Below are 19,004 nucleotides of genomic sequence, written 5' to 3'. Positions count from 1 at the left end.
CTCACCTGTGCAATGCAGCTTGCGCTTGCAATGCTTGCAATAAGCGTCGACGGAATCAGAACGACGTGCCGATCTGAAACTGGAACTTCTGATACTTGTCGGTCGCGTGTTTGACGACCGGAAAGCCGAGCGACAATTTCAGCGGGCCAATTGGCGAAATCCATTCGAGTCCCGCGCCATAGCTGTAGCGCAAGCCGTTTGCGCCGGTACTATTGCCTTCGCTGCCCCACACATTGCCGGCGTCGACGAAGGTGAAAACGCGCAGTGTTCTGTCCCATCCGGTGCCGGGCAGCGGGAACGTCATTTCGACGTTGGCCACGACCATTCGCGAGCCGCCAATCGGGTCGCCCGTGGTTTTGTCGGTCGGCCCGAGCGAGCCGGATTCGTAGCCGCGCACCGAGCCAATGCCGCCTGCGTAGTAGTTCTTGAAGATCGGATAGGCCTTGCCGGCAAACCCATTACCGTAGCCCCCTTGAAGATTGAGGCCGAGAATGAAGCCGCGCGAGAACGAGTAGTAGTACTGCGCCTGAAGGTCGGTCTTGTAGTACTCGGTGCCGCCCGCCGGTGTGCCGATTTCGCTGTTGGCCTGCACGAAGTAACCGCGGCTCGGCACCAGTGCGCTGTCGCGATTGTCGCGCGCCCAGCCTGCTGTAATGGGCACGTTGTTGACCACATTGCCGAACTCGGCCACATAGTCTTTATAGCTTTGCGGCGTCGATGAATCCGTGCTCAGCCGGTTCTGCTCGAGTCCGAGGCCGAAATAGACGGTATCCGCCTCGGAGAACGGAATGCCGAACTTCAGATCCGCGCCCACGGTGATGATGCGAAAACTCGTATCGGTGTAGTAATAGAGCGGATAGGTGGTGCGGTAGTAGACGTCGGTAATACGCTTGATGCCGTCCACGGTGAAGTACGGGTCCGTTTGTGTAAGCGAAAGCGTGCGGTACGTCTTCGCCGTATTCACGTTCACGGCGAGGCTCGTGCCGGAACCGAACACATTGTCCTGCGAAATGCCGGCTGAGAGTACCACCTTGTCAGTGGACGAAAAGCCCGCACCCAGCGTGATCGCGCCGGTCGGCTTCTCGTTGACTTTGACATCCACGTCGACCTGATCCGGCGATCCCTCCACCGGCACGGTGGTCACGTCGACATCGGTGAAATAGCCGAGACGATTCACTCGGTCCTTTCGACAACATCAGGCGGTTCGAGTCGAACCACGAACTTTCGAGCTGACGCATTTCGCGGCGCACTACTTCGTCGCGGGTGCGAGTGTTGCCGGTCACGTTGATATGGCGCACATAGACGCGGCGGCTCGGGTCCACTTGCAGCGTCAGGTCGACCGTACGGTGTTGCTGATCGATCTTCGGCAACGCATTCACGGTGGCGAACGCGTAGCCGTATTCGCCGAGCTTGTCGACCACGGCCTTCGTCGCGGCCTGCAGCTTTTCCGCGGAAAAGCGCTCGCCGGCCTTGATATTCACGAGTTTCGTCAATTCACTCTCGCGGTCGAGCAGGTTGCCCGCCAGCTTGATAGAAGAAATGGTGTACGGCTCGCCTTCGTGAAGCGTGACCGTCAGGTACATATCCTTCTTGTCCGGCGAAAGCGATACCTGCGTCGATTCGATGTTGAACTCCAGATAGCCGCGATTCAGGTAGTACGAGCGCACATGTTCCAGGTCGCCGGTGAGCTTGTCTTTCGCATACAGATCGTTTTTCGTGTACCACGAGAACCAGTTCGGCGTGGACAACTGCATTTCGTCGCGCAACGTGTCCGTGCTGAATACACTATTGCCGATGAAATTGATCTGCCTGATCTTTGCACTCGGACCCTCGGCCACGGAGAAGAGAATCGCCACACGGTTACGGTCGATCGGCGTGATCGTCGTCGTCACTTCCGCGGCGTAATAGCCGCGCGTCAGGTACTGGCGTTTCAATTCCTGCTCCGCCTTGTCGACGAGCGCCTTGTCGTAAGAGCGGCCTTGCGACAAACCGACGGCGCGCAGCGCCTTCGTCAGGTTTTCCTTGTCGAACTCGTGAATGCCCGCGAAGTCGATTGTGCCGACGGCGGGGCGTTCCTGAACGTGCACGGTGACGACATTGCCTTCGGTGGAAATACGCACGTCGTTGAAAAAGCCGGTGGCATAGAGCGCGCGAATCGATTCGGAAGCCTTATCGTCCGTAAAGGGCTCTCCCTGCTTGATCGGCAGATAGGCGAAGAGGGTGCCCACTTCGATCCGTTGCAGACCTTCTATCCTGATGTCCTGCACGACGAACGGTTCGGCGGAATGCGCGGGGCTGCTTGCCAGCGTGATGCCGGCGAATGAAAGCGCGCCTGCCAGCCGGCTCGTTAAAGCTTGAAAGTTCATCTTGGGTTATCGATCCTGATGCAGCGCGCGCGAGCGCAGATGAGAACGCTCGAAGGCAAACGGCGCATTCGAAACGGCGGTATTGGGCTCTGGAAAGCGCGAAGTATAGGGACGTGTGCGGCGGCTATCGTTACCGGAAACTTTCCGCGCCTTATGGTCGTGCGGTGTCCAATCTATCGACGAGGCGGTGCGCGGGGGCTGTCAGCGTTGTGCGTGGAAATAATGCGTTACAGAGGCGAAGAAAGCGTAGGGCGCGTGTAACCCAATGGCGCATGGGCGCTGCTATTGTGAAATCGGCGATTGCGCTACCGGCGTAACGCGATTTGGAGGGCGGGTCATGATGGAGTTCTTTTCACCGGCGGTTCTTGCAGCGATCTTGCGCGTCAGTTCGACGCCGATCTTTTCGTTGCGCCTTGCTACAGCGTCGCTGCTCGTGCGCCGCGACGTGCCGCGCTCTGCGGTCGATGCGGTCGCTATGGTCGATCCGGTCGATGTGCGCGAGCGCGGCAACCCCGCGCGAGAGGATGCGATTCGTGGCTGACATTTCGACTTTCATGCTGGATTCGATCACCGGCATGCAATTGACGGCGGACGGCCAGTACCTGCTGATTCACGGCAATCAGCCCACGGCCGCGCTGCATCGTTCGGTACTCAACGATCTTCTGGTGGCGCTGCCCAATGCCATAGAGCATGCGGATCGCGTGGCTCACGACGGTCAGGAGAGAGGTTTCGCACTGCATTGTCAGGGTTGGGAAGTTGGCCGGCTGGAAGGCATGGGCATGGTGGTGATCCGCTTTCGCCTATCGGCGAATGCGGGCCTGTCGTTTTCGTTGCCCGCCGAGCAGATTCCTCATCTGCTGCATGCGCTCGGCGGCGTGGTGGCTGCAAACGAGGCTCGCGCGAGCGATGTGACGCTGCAATAGCCGCATTCCATTCGTGAATACGCTGCCGGCGTCGGCGTGCTTTCTTTTCGCATTGCTGCGTCCTTCATTCTTTCCTTTCGTTACCTCTTTTGAAACTACGCAGTGTATTTCGGCGCATTCGCTTAAGGCCGCTCGTTTCCGTGATGCTGTGTACCGCCGGCTATGCACCGCTTGCCGGTCACGCGCAATTGAGCGGCGCGGCTGCGCAAGCCGAATCGGTCGACGGTGTATGGGGTCTGCGGCTCGCGCCGCAATTGACGGAGCAGCCGATGCGCGCGGGAGAGCAGCCATCCGTATCGGCGATTGCCGATTCCGTCACGGCCACAGCCGACACGGACATGTCGCTCAAGGGACACGCGCAGTTGCGGCGCGGCGTGTCCATCGTGAAGGGCGACGCATTGCATTACGACGTGGATACCGATAAGGCCGATGCCTATGGCAACGTACAACTCGTTCAGAATGGCAACGTGTTCGACGGCCCGGACGCGCATGTTTACCTGACAGCGAATGAAGGCTATATCAGCGTGCCCAAATACCGGTTCCATCTCACTGGAGGTTGGGGCAGTGCGCGACGCGTCGATCTTCTGGATAAGGAACGCTCGGTCGTGCATCACGGCACGTACAGCGCGTGTCAATGCGAGTCGGACCCGGCCTGGTACGTGAAGGCATCGGAGTTCGACATGGATACCGGCATTGACGAGGGCATCGCGCATAACGGCGTGCTGTTCTTTCAGGGCGTGCCGCTGCTTGCGAGTCCGTGGCTCTCATTTCCATTGTCGGGCGCCCGGCGCAGCGGCCTGTTGCCGCCGACTTTCTCGATGAGTTCCACTAATGGCATCGACGTGGCGCTGCCGTATTACTTCAACCTCGCACCGAACTACGATCTCACGCTGACGCCACGTATCATGACGCGCAGAGGCGCAATGCTGACAGCCGATTACCGTTATTTGCGGCCCAACGATTCCGGTTCGATTTCAGTTGCCTGGCTGCCGCACGATGCAATAACCAACACAGAGCGCTATTCGATTGCGTTGAAAGAGAACTGGGATTTCGGCTCGGGATTCGGCGCATACGTCAATTACAACCGCGTCTCCGACTCCACGGTCGTAACCGATCTCGCGTCGGGCATTGCCTTTCCGACCGGCTCGACCACGCTGTATCAGCAGGAAGCCGGGCTCACCTATTCGAATGGACCGTGGACCGTATTGGCGCGCGAGCAGCGCTGGCAATCTTTTTCCAGCGATTCCACTTACAACCGCGAGCCGCAAGTCAATGTTCGCTACGCGCGCTACAACGTGGGCGGTTTCGATTTTGGCGCCGAGGCAGATGCGACGCGCTTCACCATCTCGTCGTCGGATATGACGCAAGGCAATCGCTTCGTTTTCAATCCGTATGTGAGCTATCCAATCGAGCGTCCGGGCTGGTTCATTACACCGAAGCTGGCGTGGCATTTCGCTGCGTACGATCTGACGTCGATCGGCTCCGACGTGCCCGCGGGCGAGCCCAAATCGTTCAGCGTAAACGTGCCGACGTTCAGCCTCGATTCCGGCATGCGTTTCGAGCGAAGCGTGCGGCTGTTCGGGCAATCGTACATACAGACGCTCGAACCGCGCCTCTTCTATGTGTACACGCCTTATCGCAATCAGTCGTATGTGCCGCTATTCGACACGGCCGCCGCGGATTTCGGACTCGCCGAATTGTTCATGGAGAACAGCTTTGTCGGTAATGACAGGGTGTCCGATGCGAATCGCGCGACGGCGGCATTAACCACGCGCTTCATCGACCCCTCAAGCGGAGATGAGCGCGCGCGCTTTGTTCTCGCGCAGCAATATGACTTTCGCACGCCGCGCGTGACGTTGCAGTCCACCGACAATATCAGCACGGTGGCGCGGACCGGCATTATTCTCGGCGCCTCATACAAGGTGGGGTCCAATCTCAGCGCGGAGCAGGCTGTCGAGTACAGTCAGGCCAATCATTACCTCACGCATGCGGAGGCCGGATTTGGCTGGGCGCCTGGCGCGCACGAGGTGTTGAATATGGCGTACCGCTACACGCGAGCCAATAGTACGCTCGACTATCAGCCGGTCAATCAGTTCATTGTCTCCGGGCAATGGCCGCTTGCGCGCAATGTCGTCAGCGTTGCGCGTGTCAATTACGACATGAGTGCGCATCGGCTGATTGCCGGCTTGCTTGGGATTCAATACGACGCTAACTGCTGGTCCCTCGGTGTCGCATTCGAAAAGTACACCAATGCGACGAGTTCGGCCACATCGCCGAGTACTGGAACCCGCATGCTGATGCAGCTTCAGTTGAAGGGCTTTTCGCAGGTCGATAACGGTTTGCTCAATCAGTTTCGCGCCAACGTGCCCGGCTATACGCCCGCGTCCACGGTGGAAGAACCGGTGTCGCGCTTCAGCGATTATCCATAGCGTCTATTGCGGCGTGTGGATATCGGCGCTGGCGTCGTCGCACGAAAACTGCTCGGCCTCCGCGAGTATCCATTGCCTGAAGCCGAGTAGTTCCGGCCGACGTTCGCCATTCTCCGCACTGACGAGCCAATACGCGCCCGCCGAGTCAATCGTGTCGAAAGCCGCTTCGACGAGCGCGCCGCTCTCGAGGTCACGATCTACCAACGGCTTGCGGCCGAGTGCAACGCCGAGCCCCATGCTTGCCGCTTCGAACGCGAGCTGGATGGTATCGACACGCAAGCCGTCGTCGGGATCGAGCTTCTCTGTGCCGGTCGCTTCGAGCCACGTCTGCCAGTCTTCGCTCTCGGCGTTTACGTGAATCAGCGTGGCTTTCTTCCATGACGGCGCGCCATGCTCGTCGCGCAGCGACTCGAGATAAGCGGGGCTGCAAACGGGGACGAGTTGTTCTCCAAAGAGCCGCGTCCACGCAGCGCCCGCAACCGGTGCGCGGCTCAAGCGGATTGCGAAATCGAATCCATCTACTGGAAAGCCGACCTGACGATGCGATGTGTCGACCGTCACATTGGCATTCGGCCAACGCGCCTTGAAATGCTGCAAGCGCGGCAATAGCCAGCGCGATGCAAACGTCGGCGCGCAACTCAACGCAATCGGCCGATTCGCGCGATGATTCGGCAGACGCTGCGTGCCGATCGCAATCAGCGAAAACGCCTCTGAAACATATGACAGATAGTCGGCGCCGGTCGCGGTCAGTGATATGCCGCGCGGCTCGCGCACGAACAGTTCGACGCCGAGCGTTTCTTCGAGACCGACAATGCCGTGACTGACGGCACTCGGCGTCACATTCAATTCCGCGGCGGCGAGCTTGAAGCTTTGATGCCTGCCCGCCGCTTCGAAAAAACGGAGCGCGGGCAAAGGCGGCAGACGTAGCGGCATGTTGCATCCCCATATGACGGCGCAACGCCCGCGAGGCCGCGTGCGTGCCGTTTCGCGACAGCATACCGCGACGTGGCGATTGTTTTGCAGCGGTTTTCATTGCAGTGCGGAAAGAAGTTCTTGCGCACTGTGCGATAAATTGTTTGCACGCGTTGTCGATACTCGGTGGATTCGATCGTCGTCTGCATATGGGCGGCGCGCCTTTAGCCCTTTAGCCCTTTAGCCGCTCACTTGTCCTTTCTCATCGACAGGAGATGCCAGATGACTGAACTGAACCAGGCTTCATCGACGCTCAAGCCGGCCCGCGAACTGGCCGACTCGCCGCGCCGTTTTCCCGGCGAAAGCGCCGAATATCGGCGTGCACGCAATGACTTGCTCGCTGAAGAAATCGAACTGCGCCGCCATATCGAACGCGTCGCCGCGCAGCGCCGCGCGTTGCCGCTCGGCGGCGCGGTGCCGGAGGATTATCGTTTCGAAGGAGAGTCCGGACCCGTCACGTTGTCCCAAATGTTCGGCACTCACGACACACTCGTCACCTATAACTGGATGTTCGGTCCACAGCGCGAGCGGCCTTGCCCAATGTGCACTTCGCTGCTGAGTGCGTATGACGGCGAAATGCCCGACATTCTGCAGCGCGTCGCATTTGCGGTGATCGCGCGTTCGCCGATAGAGAAACTCGCCGCCTTCAAGAAAGAGCGCGGCTGGCGCCATTTGCGGCTGTATTCGTCGGCGGGCAATACATTCAATCGCGACTATGCGGGAGAAGATCCGGACGGCGACGACGTGCCCGCATTCAACGTGTTCACGAGAACCAATGGGACGGTGCGTCACTTCTGGGCCGCGGAAATGGGTCCGTGGACCGCGGATCCTGGCCAGGACCCGCGAGGCGCGCCCGACGTAATGCCGATCTGGACCGTGCTCGATATGACGCCAGGCGGCAGGGGCAGCGACTGGTATCCGAAGCTGCAATACGACAATGCACCGCGTTAGCGCGGCGCGCGGCAAGGGCGATTAGCTGGCTGCGTCGTTTGCCTGACTTTGCGCGAACGCGGATTGCAGATAGCCTGACACGGCGCCCGAACGCATGGGCGGACTGAACAGGTAGCCTTGCACCGCGCGAGCGCCCAATGCCTTGACCACTTCCGCTTGCGACGAAGTCTCGAGCCCCTCGACCACACATTCGAGCCCGAGGTTCTTGCACAGATCCAGTACCGATTTGACGATCTTCTTCGATGCGCTATTCGAATCGACGTCGGTCATGAAACTGCGGTCGATCTTGATCGAATCGAACGGAAGACGGTGCACGTAACTGAGGCTCGAATAGCCGGTGCCGAAATCGTCGAGCGAAACGCGGCAGCCTGCCTGCTTGATCATCGTGAGCGCGGAGCGGGCCTGCTCGAAGTCGCGCGTGACCGCCGTTTCCGTGATCTCAAACGACACGCGATGCGGCGGCACGCCGCTTGCCGAGACAATGTCGATAAGACGGCGCGCGCGTGCCGACGTCGAAATATCGATCGCGGAAAGATTGAACGACAGATAGAGTTCCGCTGGCCAATGCGGGACTTCGGCGAGTGCTTTATGCAGCAGTACTTCCGTAATCCGCAGAATGATTTCGGTGCGCTCCGCGATGCGGATGAACTCTTCCGGCTTGACTGCGCCGAGCCGCGGATTGTGCCATCGGCCGAGTGCTTCGAGTCCGATTGTCCGTCTCGTCACGACGTCGGAGATCGGCTGAAACTCCAGAAAGAGTTCGGACTCGAGTTCCGCATGACGCAATTCCTGCGTGACGAGACTCGAACGCCGAATGCGCGTTTCGTGCTCGGTGGAGAAGATCACCGCTGTACCGCGGCGGCCTTCCTTGCCGACGTAAAGCGCCGCATCCGCACGCTCGAACACTTGAGTAACGGTGTTGCCCGCGTCGGGAAATGCGGCCCAGCCGATCGTGCCCGACAATTCCGCGATATTGCCCGCGACGCGATACGGCTGACTGAGCGCGTCGCAAATGCGCTGGCCCAATTCGAGCAGCGCATCGTTCGATTGCCGGTTTTGCGCGAGTACTCCGAATTCGTCGCCCCCGAGCCGCGCGAAGAATATGCCGGGCTCAGCGAGCGCAAGCAGACGCACGCCGACTTCCTGCAGCACGAGATCGCCGCTCGCGTGACCGTAGATATCGTTGACCTGCTTGAAGCCGTCGAGATCGATAAGGCCCACATTAAAGCCGCCGCCAGTGGCGAGCGCCTGCTCGGACAGCGCGCGCAGCGAGGCGAAAAAGCTGCGGCGATTGGGCAGGTCGGTCAGGCTGTCGATGCTTGCGAGTCGAAAGTTCTCGTCGCTGAGTCGTTGAGTCTTCTCCTGACTCGCCTGCAAATCGCGCTGCGTGTGCACGACTCCCGCAAACGAGCGGTAATACAGTTCGATGATGAACGCGAGTGCGAGTCCGATAAGCGTCATGTCGACCGCCATCGCGATGAAAACCGGCGAGCCGGTGAAGACGAGGAACGTCGCAAAACTCAGGATAACGATCGATAGCAGCAGCAACGCGGCCACGCGCAAATGCATCAGGCAGAACACGCAGCCCACTACCGTCGTCGCCATATAAAACGCGACGTGCGCCTGTTCATACGGCGTGCCGTAGGGCAGCAGCATCAGCGACCAGGTAGTGAATGCAATGCCGAAGATGCCCGCTACCCAGATGAGCCGGCGCAATTCGGGTACGGCTTTCTCGTGAGTCAGTACCAGGTTGCGGCCACGCCACCATCGCATGCAGCGTACGACACACAGCGTGCAAAGCGCGCCGGGAATGTAGATGGACATCCACGCCGGCGCGCTATGCAAATGCGTGAACGTGACAGCCATCGTATTGACGATCAGGATGAAGTAGAGAAGGGGAATCTGACGGCCGAACGCCTGGACCTGCGAACGCACGAGCTCGGGGTCTCCTTCCGCAACCGACAACGCTTCTCGCAATCTGGTTATTGCAACCATTCCTGTCCTTTAACATTTGCGCCGCATACGCAGCTTGGTATATCGGCAGGGGCCGGTCAGACCTTGAGCGCAGTCGATGCGAGCTTCAGTTCGTGAGACGGTAAGAACGACCTGCGTGTTGCGAAAGGGGCGTTTATTCGCGCGTCGTTCGAGTAACTTTGACCTTGGGATTGCGGCTCAAAGCGTGGGACAGGACAGCACGCGCAAGGGTCCAAGCGTCGTACCGGGTTCGCCGTGCGTGGCGGGGCTGCCTTGCGGCGGCGTCGAAACGAGGCGCACGGCGTCCTCACCGGCATTCGCCAGAACATACTTTTCGGCGCTGTTTTCGGGCTGCCAGTAAGCGCGAAACATGCCGTTTTCGCCGAATACGAGCAGCTTGCCATGCACCGTTTTCATTCCGCTGATGAGATCCACGGGCTCGCCGTCGCGCACCTGAAAAGCTTGCGGCGTGGCCGAATGAGTGGCGCTTGCGAGCGTTGCGCAGCCGTTTTCATCGGCTGAAGCAGTGCCGCCGACGAGCGCGCCGAGCAGTGCACATGTTGCAATATGGCGAAATTTCATCTTTTTCTTTCTCCCGATTGCTGGCTTGTCGGCGCGTCGCAAGGCGAATGCCTCTGCTCGCGGGCGGCACCATAACATAGTAAAAAATCGCTGGGCGATTGCGAGGGGCTGCGCTAAAGCACTGAAATTGCAACGGATTGTGATTCGACGCGTGCGCCGGTACGGCGCGAGAAACGCGTAAGCGCGCGATTCTTATGGCACTTTGCCGAAGAAAATCGTCAAATCCCCAGTGGGCGGGTGAAACAAGGCTTACACGCGGGGTTTGCGCGAATGCGCGCCTATGCGTTAGTGTGTCGGTCCCGGCGCGACAGATGTAGCGCCGTTTCCATGATTACCATACGGGAAGTGCTATGAACAAACAGGAACTGATTGATGCAGTCGCCGCAGCGACGGGCGAAAGCAAAGCGGCCACGGGCCAAACCATCGACGCTATCGTTGAAGCGGTGACCAAAGCCGTGGTCGGTGGCGATACGGTGCAACTGGTCGGTTTCGGTTCTTTCTCGACTGGCGCGCGTGCAGCACGCGTGGGCCGCAATCCGTCGACGGGCGCCGAGATCCAGATCGCCGCAGCCAAGACGGTGAAGTTCACCGCAGGCAAGGCGTTCAAGGAAGCAGTCAACGCGTCGTAATGCAACGCGCTTCACACTGGAGCGTCCGCCATGCGCCGTCATGGCGCTGCGAGCGACGCCTCGAGTGTGAAGAATCGCGCGCTGCGCAGCCCCGATAGACGAACGCGTCGGCGGATGGCGCGGCGCGTGTGCGCCGGCTTTCGTCGAGCGCGCTCGACGCAGCGAGGCTGCGTCTGCAATCAGCTCGCGCGGCGCTTGCGCGTCGCTTCGGCGAGCGTCTCCAGCACCGGTTCCGTTTGCGTCCAGCTCACGCATGCATCGGTAATGGACACGCCGTAACGCAGCGGCTCGCCGGCCTTCAGATCCTGACGGCCTTCTTCCAGATGACTTTCAAGCATGACGCCGATAATGCGGCGCTCGTGTGCGGACAGTTGTTGCGCGAGATCCTGAACCACATCGAGTTGACGCAAATGCGACTTGCCCGAATTTGCGTGCGAGCAGTCGATCATCACCTGTTCACGCAGCCCCGCTGATTTAAGCGCTGCACAGGTTGCCGCCACCGACGCGCTGTCATAGTTCGGCCCTTTCTTGCCACCGCGCAGAATCACGTGAGCGTCGTCGTTGCCGCGCGTTTCGAAGATCGCGGCCATGCCCATCTTCGTCATGCCCATGAACGCGTGGCTTGCGCGCGCGGCGACGATTGCGTCGGCGGCAATCTGCACACCGCCGTCGGTGCCGTTCTTGAAACCGATCGGACAACTCAGGCCCGAAGCCAGTTGCCGATGACTCTGACTTTCCGTTGTGCGCGCACCAATTGCGCCCCAGGCGATCAGATCGGCAATGTACTGCGGGCTCAGCAGGTCGAGAAATTCCGTTGCAGTCGGCAAGCCGAGTCCGTTGATGTCGAGCAGCAATTGCCGCGCGAGACGCAGGCCCTCATTGATGCGGAAACTGCCGTCCAAACGCGGATCGTTGATATAGCCTTTCCAGCCGACGGTAGTGCGCGGCTTCTCGAAGTACACGCGCATGATGATCAGCAGGTCGTCTTTGTACGCATCCGCAGCGGCTTTTAGCTTCTGCGCGTAGTCGATTGCCTGGTCGTGGTCGTGAATCGAGCAGGGCCCGACGATCATCACGAGGCGGTCGTCGCGCCCGTGCAAAATGTCGGCGATTTCCACGCGGGTTTTTTCCACCAGCGATTGCACCGTGGGCGGCACGGGAAGTTCGTCCTGCAGCAGCGCGGGCGAAATGAGCGGACGTACCGCGCCGATGCGAACGTCGTCGATGCGGGTAGTGTCCTGGGTGGCGTCGGCCGAGCCGACTTCCTGGTCGTGCAGAGGATTGTCGATGGCGCTCAAGGTATTCTCCCGGACTTGTCGATGTGAGCTGGCCTTGCGGCCTTGAATGTGGGTGTCGTTGCGCGGTGGGTCGCGCGCAATTCGCTGCCGGGATTATGACATTCGCGCGCCACCGCGCACACCGCGCGGCTCGAGGGTGCGCGCGAAGTGAGCGAGAACTGAGTGAGAACTGAGCAAAAGCCGCTCGAAAGCGTTGCTTAAAGCCGCTCGATCAGCGCCTTTGCAGCGGCCGGATTGCGTTCCTTGAAACCGCTGATCACGTAAAGATACACATCGTGTGCGGCTGCTTTCGCGAGCGGCGCGCCACAGGTTTCCAGATCGCCGGGCGTGGTGCCCGCCGCCAGTTGGCGCGCGCGTTCGGCCCATGCGTCGAGCGCTTTCGCCGGATAACCGTTGGCCTCTTTGTCGGTTGTGCCCATGATGCGCGCGTACACGAACGGCGCGGTGATGTCGGCGATCTGCGGATATTCACTGTCGCCGGCCAGCACCACCGCGACCTTGTATTTGCGTGCCAGCGCGATGAATTCGGGTGTCCTGAAGCTCTCGTTGCGCACTTCGATTGCATGCCTGAGCTTGATTCCTTCGATGCTCGCGGGCAGCAGCTTGAGGAAAGCCTCGAAATCTTCGCCGTCGAATTTCTTGGTCGGCGCAAACTGCCAGTTGACGGGCCCGAGCTTCTGTTTGAGCAGCAGCACGCCGCTCGCGAAAAAACGCTCGATGGTCTCGCCGGCATCCGCGAGTACTTTTCGATTCGTCGCGTAGCGCGGCGCCTTCAGCGAAAAGACGAAATCATCCGGCGTTTCCTGATACCACTTTTCATAGCTCTCCGGCTTTTGCAAGCCGTAGAACGTCCCATTGATTTCGATGGTCGACAACTGGCGGCTCGCGTATTCAAGCTCGCGCTTTTGCGTTAGATCTTCGGGATAAAACACCCCGCGCCATGGGGCATAGGTCCAGCCACCAATGCCCACCCGGATTCGCGGTTTCGTGCGCGTTGCCATATGCGGTTCCTCGTTGTTCTGGTTTGCCTCGCGGCGCCCCGGTGTCGATTCGAGCGCTGACAGCCCTACGTTGCGTCAGGCAGTAGCTTACTCGATCGTGCGTCGCGTGTAAGGAAGGGGCGGGGCATTCATCAAAACGGGGGTTATCGAGGAAGCATCCGGTAAAGCCGATGTTCCGGTAAAGTCGCAACGAGTTGCCAGCCAGCGAGTGTTTCAGACAGGCGCCGTTGCGGATCGAACACTGCCAGGTACACCTCAGTGAATCGGGTTGGCAAGTCCGGAAATGTTTTTTGCAAGTTTGCTGCCCACGCGCGCAGCATATCGTCGTTTGCGCGGAATGCCTTATCGCCGTTTTCAATGTCGTCCTGGAACTTCCTCAACGCGGCGTTTTTGGTGCGGTAAAGCACCGGCTGTTGACCCGCCTTCAAATAGAGATCCGGTACGAGAACACGATCAAGCGTGGCGAGCGCGACGACTTTATCCAGATACGGATTCCACCGGTCGGGCGCCGTTCTTGGCGACGGGTACGTCGTATCCTGTTTGTACTGGAACAGAACAGAGCCTGATTTCAAGGACGCAAACGTAGCCCTGTATGCCTGAATGGCAGGCTTCGCCGCACGCCAGTCGGCAGTTACCGTCGCAATGCGGAACAGGAAGACGATAGTGAGCGCCACCGCGCCGGCACGTTGCAGACGCGGTCTCGAAGCCCGCACATCCACCAGTGCAGTCAGCAGGAACGCGAAGCTCAGCGCACATCGCTCGACAACGCCATAAGAAGCAAATGCGGAGAATGGCGCGAATAGGGCGACCAGCGGAAGCGCGATGACGGTTATCCGGCACTCAGGCTGACACGTCCACCACCTCAGCAGAAAGCCCACGGCTAACGTCAGGCCCAGGCTTGCCAGAATTGCAATGTCGGCGGGAGGATTACCGATTGCGAACACATCGAGCCAGCGGCTCACTTTGGCGAATAGATGAATGAAACCGAAGTCGACGGAACCGCGAAGCCCGCCGGTACTGCTGTGCGCCAGCAATACCACGGGAAGTATCAACGGAACCAGGGTTGCGCTCGCATGCCTGAACATCGACCGGATGCGGAATTTGTCTTCCTGTAGCAGACAGCCAAGCTCCCATGTTCCCGTGACCAGTGCAAAGACGGCCAAAGGAAACAGATGGCAAAAATAGATGAGAAGCGCGCTGCAAGACGAGACTGCGATTCGAGCGACCGTGGACCGGCGTAGCGTGACATGCAACGCTATGGCCCATAAACAAAGGCCGATTCCGAACAGAAAGTTGTCGTAGCCGCGAATCAGAATCCAGTTGTAGAGCAGCAGGAAACTGGTCAATGGGAACCATGACCAGCGGCCGTTCAGCGCACGGCTGAGGATCAGGCATCCCGAGCTGATCAACGCGAGTTCCACAACGATAAAGAGCCACGCAGCCCATTCCACCGGCATGAGCTTCGCGATCCACGGGACCGTCAGGTCCATCGCAAGATCGGGTAAAGGGTCCCACCGAACTACAAAGTCGCCGGCGTAGGAAACCGGATGCGCAAGAATGTCTATCCTGACGATATTATAAAAGTGCTGCCCCAACGGAGGTATCGACGAAACGAAGAGCGGCAATGAGGCCACGAGAGTGGCGATTAGCCAGACGGCCCACAGAGTCAACGGCCTGCCGCCCTGCACGGGTCCTCTTTGTGCAGTCATCAAATCCCCTTTCAGGTTGTTAAAGCGCTTTGCGTCGTGCGGGTAACGAACGAATCAAACAACCTTGAGGATCGAAGTCGCGAAAGTTCTAATCTCATCGAACTGGGTAACAAGTTCCAGGCACAACACGAATCCAAGCATCGCCGATAGTCCGGGGTAGCGCTCGATCCAACGCAATATAGGAGTTGCGTAAAGCGGTCTCACGGAATCGCGCGTCATGACATAGGTAATGACGATGCCGATCGCAGCGCCCGCCAACAGGTCCGTCGGATAGTGGAAGCCGAGGTAGGCGCGGGGAATGCAAATGAAAATGGCGACGTAGAGAAGCGCGAGAATGCCGATGCGGCGCGAGACGACAAAGAGCCCTACTGCGACCGACATCCACAGCATTGCGTGATCGCTAGGAAAGGAACTCCACGTTGACAACATGCTTTCGCTTTGCGGGACAAACGGGAAATGAAGGTTTAGCTCGGGTGAAAAGGCGGGGCGCATACGGAAGGGTAAAAAATGCGCGAGAAGCCTTCCTGCAAGAAGGGCCAACAGGCCACTCACGGCCGTTGCAATGACGACTTCACGCCTCCATTGCCGACGCTCCGCCGATTGAAACCATATCCACCACAAAGCCGGGATCAGAACCAGACCTTTGAAGGTGTACATGTTGGCAATGGCTTGCACCGCATGATTGCAGAGCGCACACGAATTGAATCCGCTAAGGAACGTCTCGATGCTCGTATCGAAGCTGTTCATTTTTCGCGTAGACAGTAAGGTTCGTACTGGGACCGGACGGCAACCCTCCGTCTTGCGGAGGGGTTCGCCCAACGAGTCGCTTTCCTACCTGCGGTACACCCAGATTATGATATTTGCCACCGTCGGAGGATCGACATCGGCTCCCGAATGCGCGCTTGCGCACGCTACGTTCCAAAAAATTTCCCGTTGTGGCCTGAAATGAAGAATGCTTTCAGATCGCCGTCACGGAACATCGCCGTCACGGAACATCGGGTCACGCGCAAGCAGCCTCGCGAAGTACTGGTATGAGCAGCGAAGTTCAGGTCAGGATCACGCTTACGGCCGTGCGCTCGACGGCAGGTATAGCAACAGCACGCTTATGAGAAGGAAGCCTGCGCCTGCGACGATCCGCGGCGAAACCGCTTCGCCTGACACGACGCCAAACACAAGAATCTCGAGGATCGTGACTGCAACCATCAGCGGATAAGCCACGCTCAGCTCGACGCGCTTGAGTGCCAGCGCATAAAGGCCGAACCCGGCACCATAAGCCGCTATCGCGGCGAGTCGATAAAGTAACGGCCGGCCACCGGTCGCGAACAACGAGGGGTCGTTATCAACCCGCGCCGCAATGCGCAAAAGAATGCTCGCCGAGGCACTGCACGTGCCGCTCAGAAACAGAAAAAAGAATTGCATCGATTGAATGGTCGAGGGTCAGCTTGCCGCTATCACCGTCGCTACGCAGAGGCAGACTACCAGCAGGCTAAGGCGGTTCTTGAAGGTGAACACAATCGGATCGTCTTGCATCTCGCCGCGAAAGGCCAACATCCACACACGGCTAATCCAGAAGAGCAGCAGCCCGAATAACAACCAGAGTGCGTGCGGGTGCCGATAGAGCATCCGTACATCGGATGAATTCATGTAGAGCGCGAGCACCAGTACCGCGACGTAGCCAGAAGCCGTGCCGAATGAACGCAGAATGCCGAGATCCTGCGTAACATAACCGCGCCCGACTGCGCAAACTTTTGCTTCACGCAATAGCGCGTCGAGCTCTGCGTAGCGCTTCACCATCGCGAGACTGAGAAAGATCAGAATAGAAAACATGATCAACCAGTCCGACAGGGGAATGTCCCCCGCGGCGCCGCCCGCCGCGACCCGGGCGGTGTAAAGAGCCGCGAGCACAAAGACATCGATAAGCACGAACCGTTTGAGCCTGAGCGAATAAGCAAGCGTAGTTGCGAAGTAGCCGGCCAATACGAGCTGAAATGTGGAAGGCAAAAGCAGGGCAAGACCCGCAGAGGCGACGAGCAGCGCACACCCGATAAGCATGCCGAAAGCGAGCGATAACTGTCCCGAAGCAAATGGCCGATTGCGCTTGCTTATGTGGCGCCGGTCCGCATCGAGGTCCAGCATGTCATTGAGCAGATATACCGATGAAGCACAGAAGCAGAAGGAAAAAAATGCGATGGCTTCGGCTCGAAGCGTGTCCCCTTCGGTAAAACGGTGCGATGCGAGCAGCGGTACAAAAATCAGGAGATTCTTGACCCACTGATAAACACGCATTTCCCTGACGGTCAGGCCGATGAGCGATCGCCGCTCCTCGAAGAAGAGAACCTTCTGATTCACCATCTCGGCCGCCTCGGCGATCGGGCGCGTTCCCACAACGATTGCCCGTCTGCACTGTTTCCAAACGGGTACGTCGCACAGCGCGTTGCCGCAATAGTCGAAGCCATGCGGACCGAATTCCTCGGACAAAGCGCACGCCTTCTGGACGCCGGACAGATTCAGAGCGTCGTTGCTCGCGAGAATACCCGCGAAGAAACCGAAGTATGAGGCTATCTGTTCCGCGAACTTGCGGTTCGCAGCCGTGCATAAATACAGATCCCTGCCACTGGATCGCTCTGCACGCAGGAACGCCACGAGGCGCGCGTTATAGGGAAGCAATGTCACATCGATTGCCGCCCGCTGGGCAATCTGCGCTTTCAGATGCGCTTTGCCGCGAAACAGCCAGCCAATACAAAAAAACGCATACAGTGGATTTCGCTTTATCAGCACGAGGAAAGATTCGACCAGAAGGTCGGTGCTGGTCAGCGTGCCATCGAGATCGACGCAAAGGGGTACGCTCGCCTGGGACATCATCACCTCGTGTGAGTCTGGGCTGCATGCCTGATTCGTCAGGCAACGCGCATTGCATACACTTTCCTCTTCAAGAATAGTGCTCGATTTGCTCTGCACTGTGCGTCAGAACACACTTGTCGCGGCGTCGTTAAAAAAACTGTCACACTGGCTAAAGCGCAACTGTTCTTCAGGTTTCCTTAAGGTTTTGCGCATAGCATCTGAGCGATATATGCGCCTTCGGCTCAGATGCTGATGCCGGTTGCGGACAAACCTTTTCCGCGATCTCTTGCCCGTCGCTCGAAACCGCGCAAGGCGGCGAGCCGAATGGCGGGCTCGCTGCTATGACGAATTAGCCCACCTCGCGAAGTTAGCGCGGCTTCTCACTCTCCATCGGCTCGCCTAACACGAACGGCCCACCTTGAAAGCGCTGCGCGGGATCGTCGCGCGAGTCGTCAGGCGCCGTTGCCGGAAAGCGCGACGCGAACGGCGCGGAACTGTCGCGCGGATTGAAGCCGAGGAACGCGGCCTTGGTGTTATCCCACCACTTGACCGGATTGTCCGACGCGCCGTACACGACAACATGCCCCACGCGATTGGTGAACAGCGAGCAGCGCACGAGTTCGATGAAGTCGCGATAGCTCAGATAGGTGACGAGCATCCGCGGATTTTTAGGTTCTTCAAACGACGAACCAATGCGCATGCACACCGTTTCTATTCCGAAGCGATCGTAGTAGTAGCGCGAAAGCGCTTCGCCGAAGCACTTGCTCACGCCATACAGACTATCGGGACGCTGCGGCGAATCGGCGTCGATTACCTCGGTCACCGGATGAAAGCCGATCACATGATTCGAACTCGCGAACACGATCCGTTTGACACCGTGTTTGCGCGCGGCTTCATACAGGTTGTAAGTGCCGGCGATGTTCGCGCCGAGCAGATCGTTGAATGGCGCGTCGATGGAAATGCCGCCGAGGTGCACGATTGCGTCGACACCTTCGACGAGTTGCATCACCGCTGCGCGGTCGGCGAGATCGACCACACTCGTTTCTTCATGCGCCGCGGGCTCGCCGAGACTCGCAATGTCGGTCACGCGCACGACCTCGGCCCATTCCGCGAGTGCGCCGCGCAACTGCCGGCCCAGGTTGCCGGCGCCGCCGGTCAGCAGCAGGCGCCGGAACGGCTTTCGATCTACTGTGGACGATTCGCTGATGGTTTGGCTCATCGATAAAACTCCTGCATATTGCGTGGTTAAATTGCAAAAATGTTTTTATGCGGCGCGCGACCGGCGGCACGCCGAAGCCTGCAACCGAATCAAAACAAACGCGCGCCAGC

15 protein-coding genes and 1 pseudogene are annotated in these 19,004 nt (G+C 59.0%); 5 read left to right on the top strand and 11 right to left on the bottom strand.

The features are described from left to right. Nucleotides 1-55: 55 nt before the first annotated feature. Nucleotides 56-2,366, bottom strand: a pseudogene (gene bamA, locus BGRAMDRAFT_RS16075) (outer membrane protein assembly factor BamA). Between the two features lie 337 nt (nt 2,367-2,703). On the opposite strand from bamA, the gene BGRAMDRAFT_RS16070 reads away from it, so the two are divergent. The 3 genes from BGRAMDRAFT_RS16070 to BGRAMDRAFT_RS16060 all read left to right on the top strand — a co-directional run bounded on the left by BGRAMDRAFT_RS16070 (nt 2,704) and on the right by BGRAMDRAFT_RS16060 (nt 5,718). Continuing rightward, nucleotides 2,704-2,907 carry a hypothetical protein gene (locus BGRAMDRAFT_RS16070; protein WP_006049839.1) on the top strand — a complete coding sequence of 68 codons (204 nt, stop codon included), beginning with the start codon at nt 2,704-2,706 and terminating at the stop codon, nt 2,905-2,907. Continuing rightward, on the top strand, nt 2,900-3,289 hold the full coding sequence (locus tag BGRAMDRAFT_RS16065) for a hypothetical protein (protein ID WP_006049838.1): 390 nt from the start codon (nt 2,900-2,902) through the stop codon (nt 3,287-3,289). The genes BGRAMDRAFT_RS16070 and BGRAMDRAFT_RS16065 overlap by 8 nt, the downstream gene beginning before the upstream one ends. Nucleotides 3,290-3,432: 143 nt before the next feature. Next, nucleotides 3,433-5,718 carry an LPS-assembly protein LptD gene (locus tag BGRAMDRAFT_RS16060; RefSeq protein WP_006049837.1) on the top strand — a complete coding sequence of 762 codons (2,286 nt, stop codon included), beginning with the start codon at nt 3,433-3,435 and terminating at the stop codon, nt 5,716-5,718. A 3-nt stretch (nt 5,719-5,721) separates the two neighbouring features. On the opposite strand, the gene BGRAMDRAFT_RS16055 is transcribed toward BGRAMDRAFT_RS16060, so the two are convergent. Next, nucleotides 5,722-6,651: a LysR substrate-binding domain-containing protein gene (locus tag BGRAMDRAFT_RS16055; RefSeq protein ID WP_006049836.1), complete on the bottom strand. Its 930-nt coding sequence runs from the start codon at nt 6,649-6,651 to the stop codon at nt 5,722-5,724. A gap of 261 nt (nt 6,652-6,912) precedes the next feature. Between BGRAMDRAFT_RS16055 and BGRAMDRAFT_RS16050 the strand changes: the two genes are divergently transcribed. Beyond that, the gene (locus tag BGRAMDRAFT_RS16050; protein ID WP_006049835.1) at nt 6,913-7,641 is read left to right on the top strand and encodes a DUF899 family protein; all 729 of its coding nucleotides are present in this window, start codon (nt 6,913-6,915) and stop codon (nt 7,639-7,641) included. 21 nt (nt 7,642-7,662) lie between these two features. Here the strand turns inward: BGRAMDRAFT_RS16050 and BGRAMDRAFT_RS16045 are convergent, their stop codons facing one another. Both BGRAMDRAFT_RS16045 and BGRAMDRAFT_RS16040 read right to left on the bottom strand, forming a co-directional pair. After that, entirely contained in the window at nt 7,663-9,636 is a 1,974-nt protein-coding gene (locus BGRAMDRAFT_RS16045; RefSeq protein ID WP_006049834.1) for a putative bifunctional diguanylate cyclase/phosphodiesterase, read from the bottom strand. A 177-nt stretch (nt 9,637-9,813) separates the two neighbouring features. Beyond that, entirely contained in the window at nt 9,814-10,197 is a 384-nt protein-coding gene (locus tag BGRAMDRAFT_RS16040) for a hypothetical protein (protein WP_006049833.1), read from the bottom strand. A gap of 350 nt (nt 10,198-10,547) precedes the next feature. Between BGRAMDRAFT_RS16040 and BGRAMDRAFT_RS16035 the strand changes: the two genes are divergently transcribed. After that, nucleotides 10,548-10,826 (top strand): HU family DNA-binding protein, encoded by a 279-nt coding sequence (locus BGRAMDRAFT_RS16035; protein ID WP_006049832.1) that lies wholly within the window; start codon nt 10,548-10,550, stop codon nt 10,824-10,826. Nucleotides 10,827-11,005: 179 nt separating this feature from the next. Here the strand turns inward: BGRAMDRAFT_RS16035 and BGRAMDRAFT_RS16030 are convergent, their stop codons facing one another. The 7 genes from BGRAMDRAFT_RS16030 to BGRAMDRAFT_RS16000 form a co-directional block, all read right to left on the bottom strand. Next, on the bottom strand, nt 11,006-12,124 hold the full coding sequence (locus tag BGRAMDRAFT_RS16030; RefSeq protein ID WP_006049831.1) for a 3-deoxy-7-phosphoheptulonate synthase: 1,119 nt from the start codon (nt 12,122-12,124) through the stop codon (nt 11,006-11,008). A gap of 197 nt (nt 12,125-12,321) precedes the next feature. Beyond that, nucleotides 12,322-13,125 (bottom strand): DUF72 domain-containing protein, encoded by an 804-nt coding sequence (locus tag BGRAMDRAFT_RS16025; RefSeq protein WP_006049830.1) that lies wholly within the window; start codon nt 13,123-13,125, stop codon nt 12,322-12,324. A 143-nt stretch (nt 13,126-13,268) separates the two neighbouring features. After that, the gene (locus tag BGRAMDRAFT_RS16020; RefSeq protein ID WP_232292280.1) at nt 13,269-14,615 is read right to left on the bottom strand and encodes a hypothetical protein; all 1,347 of its coding nucleotides are present in this window, start codon (nt 14,613-14,615) and stop codon (nt 13,269-13,271) included. A gap of 273 nt (nt 14,616-14,888) precedes the next feature. Next, the gene (locus tag BGRAMDRAFT_RS16015) at nt 14,889-15,581 is read right to left on the bottom strand and encodes a phosphatase PAP2 family protein (protein WP_006049828.1); all 693 of its coding nucleotides are present in this window, start codon (nt 15,579-15,581) and stop codon (nt 14,889-14,891) included. A gap of 315 nt (nt 15,582-15,896) precedes the next feature. Next, nucleotides 15,897-16,196, bottom strand: coding sequence for a DMT family transporter (locus tag BGRAMDRAFT_RS16010; protein ID WP_232292279.1), 300 nt, complete (start codon nt 16,194-16,196; stop codon nt 15,897-15,899). A 75-nt stretch (nt 16,197-16,271) separates the two neighbouring features. After that, nucleotides 16,272-17,693, bottom strand: a complete 1,422-nt coding sequence (locus BGRAMDRAFT_RS16005; RefSeq protein ID WP_006049826.1) for a UbiA family prenyltransferase — start codon at nt 17,691-17,693, stop codon at nt 16,272-16,274. 349 nt (nt 17,694-18,042) lie between these two features. Continuing rightward, nucleotides 18,043-18,894 carry an NAD-dependent epimerase/dehydratase family protein gene (locus BGRAMDRAFT_RS16000; protein ID WP_006049825.1) on the bottom strand — a complete coding sequence of 284 codons (852 nt, stop codon included), beginning with the start codon at nt 18,892-18,894 and terminating at the stop codon, nt 18,043-18,045. Nucleotides 18,895-19,004: the final 110 nt, after the last annotated feature.

Origin of the sequence: Paraburkholderia graminis C4D1M (genome assembly GCF_000172415.1) — a bacterium.
Lineage (GTDB): Bacteria > Pseudomonadota > Gammaproteobacteria > Burkholderiales > Burkholderiaceae > Paraburkholderia > Paraburkholderia graminis.
This window is presented reverse-complemented; position numbering and strand designations above follow the sequence as displayed.

Bases quoted from the DNA above. Each gene is read 5' to 3' on its own strand.
- BGRAMDRAFT_RS16070 (WP_006049839.1), top strand. From the start codon at position 2,704: ATGATGGAGTTCTTTTCACCGGCGGTTCTTGCAGCGATCTTGCGCGTC.
- BGRAMDRAFT_RS16060 (WP_006049837.1), top strand. From the start codon at position 3,433: ATGCTGTGTACCGCCGGCTATGCACCGCTTGCCGGTCACGCGCAATTG.
- BGRAMDRAFT_RS16055 (WP_006049836.1), bottom strand. From the start codon at position 6,651: ATGCCGCTACGTCTGCCGCCTTTGCCCGCGCTCCGTTTTTTCGAAGCG.
- BGRAMDRAFT_RS16050 (WP_006049835.1), top strand. From the start codon at position 6,913: ATGACTGAACTGAACCAGGCTTCATCGACGCTCAAGCCGGCCCGCGAA.
- BGRAMDRAFT_RS16045 (WP_006049834.1), bottom strand. From the start codon at position 9,636: ATGGTTGCAATAACCAGATTGCGAGAAGCGTTGTCGGTTGCGGAAGGA.
- BGRAMDRAFT_RS16040 (WP_006049833.1), bottom strand. From the start codon at position 10,197: ATGAAATTTCGCCATATTGCAACATGTGCACTGCTCGGCGCGCTCGTC.
- BGRAMDRAFT_RS16035 (WP_006049832.1), top strand. From the start codon at position 10,548: ATGAACAAACAGGAACTGATTGATGCAGTCGCCGCAGCGACGGGCGAA.
- BGRAMDRAFT_RS16025 (WP_006049830.1), bottom strand. From the start codon at position 13,125: ATGGCAACGCGCACGAAACCGCGAATCCGGGTGGGCATTGGTGGCTGG.
- BGRAMDRAFT_RS16020 (WP_232292280.1), bottom strand. From the start codon at position 14,615: ATGGACCTGACGGTCCCGTGGATCGCGAAGCTCATGCCGGTGGAATGG.
- BGRAMDRAFT_RS16015 (WP_006049828.1), bottom strand. From the start codon at position 15,581: ATGAACAGCTTCGATACGAGCATCGAGACGTTCCTTAGCGGATTCAAT.
- BGRAMDRAFT_RS16005 (WP_006049826.1), bottom strand. From the start codon at position 17,693: ATGTCCCAGGCGAGCGTACCCCTTTGCGTCGATCTCGATGGCACGCTG.
- BGRAMDRAFT_RS16000 (WP_006049825.1), bottom strand. From the start codon at position 18,894: ATGAGCCAAACCATCAGCGAATCGTCCACAGTAGATCGAAAGCCGTTC.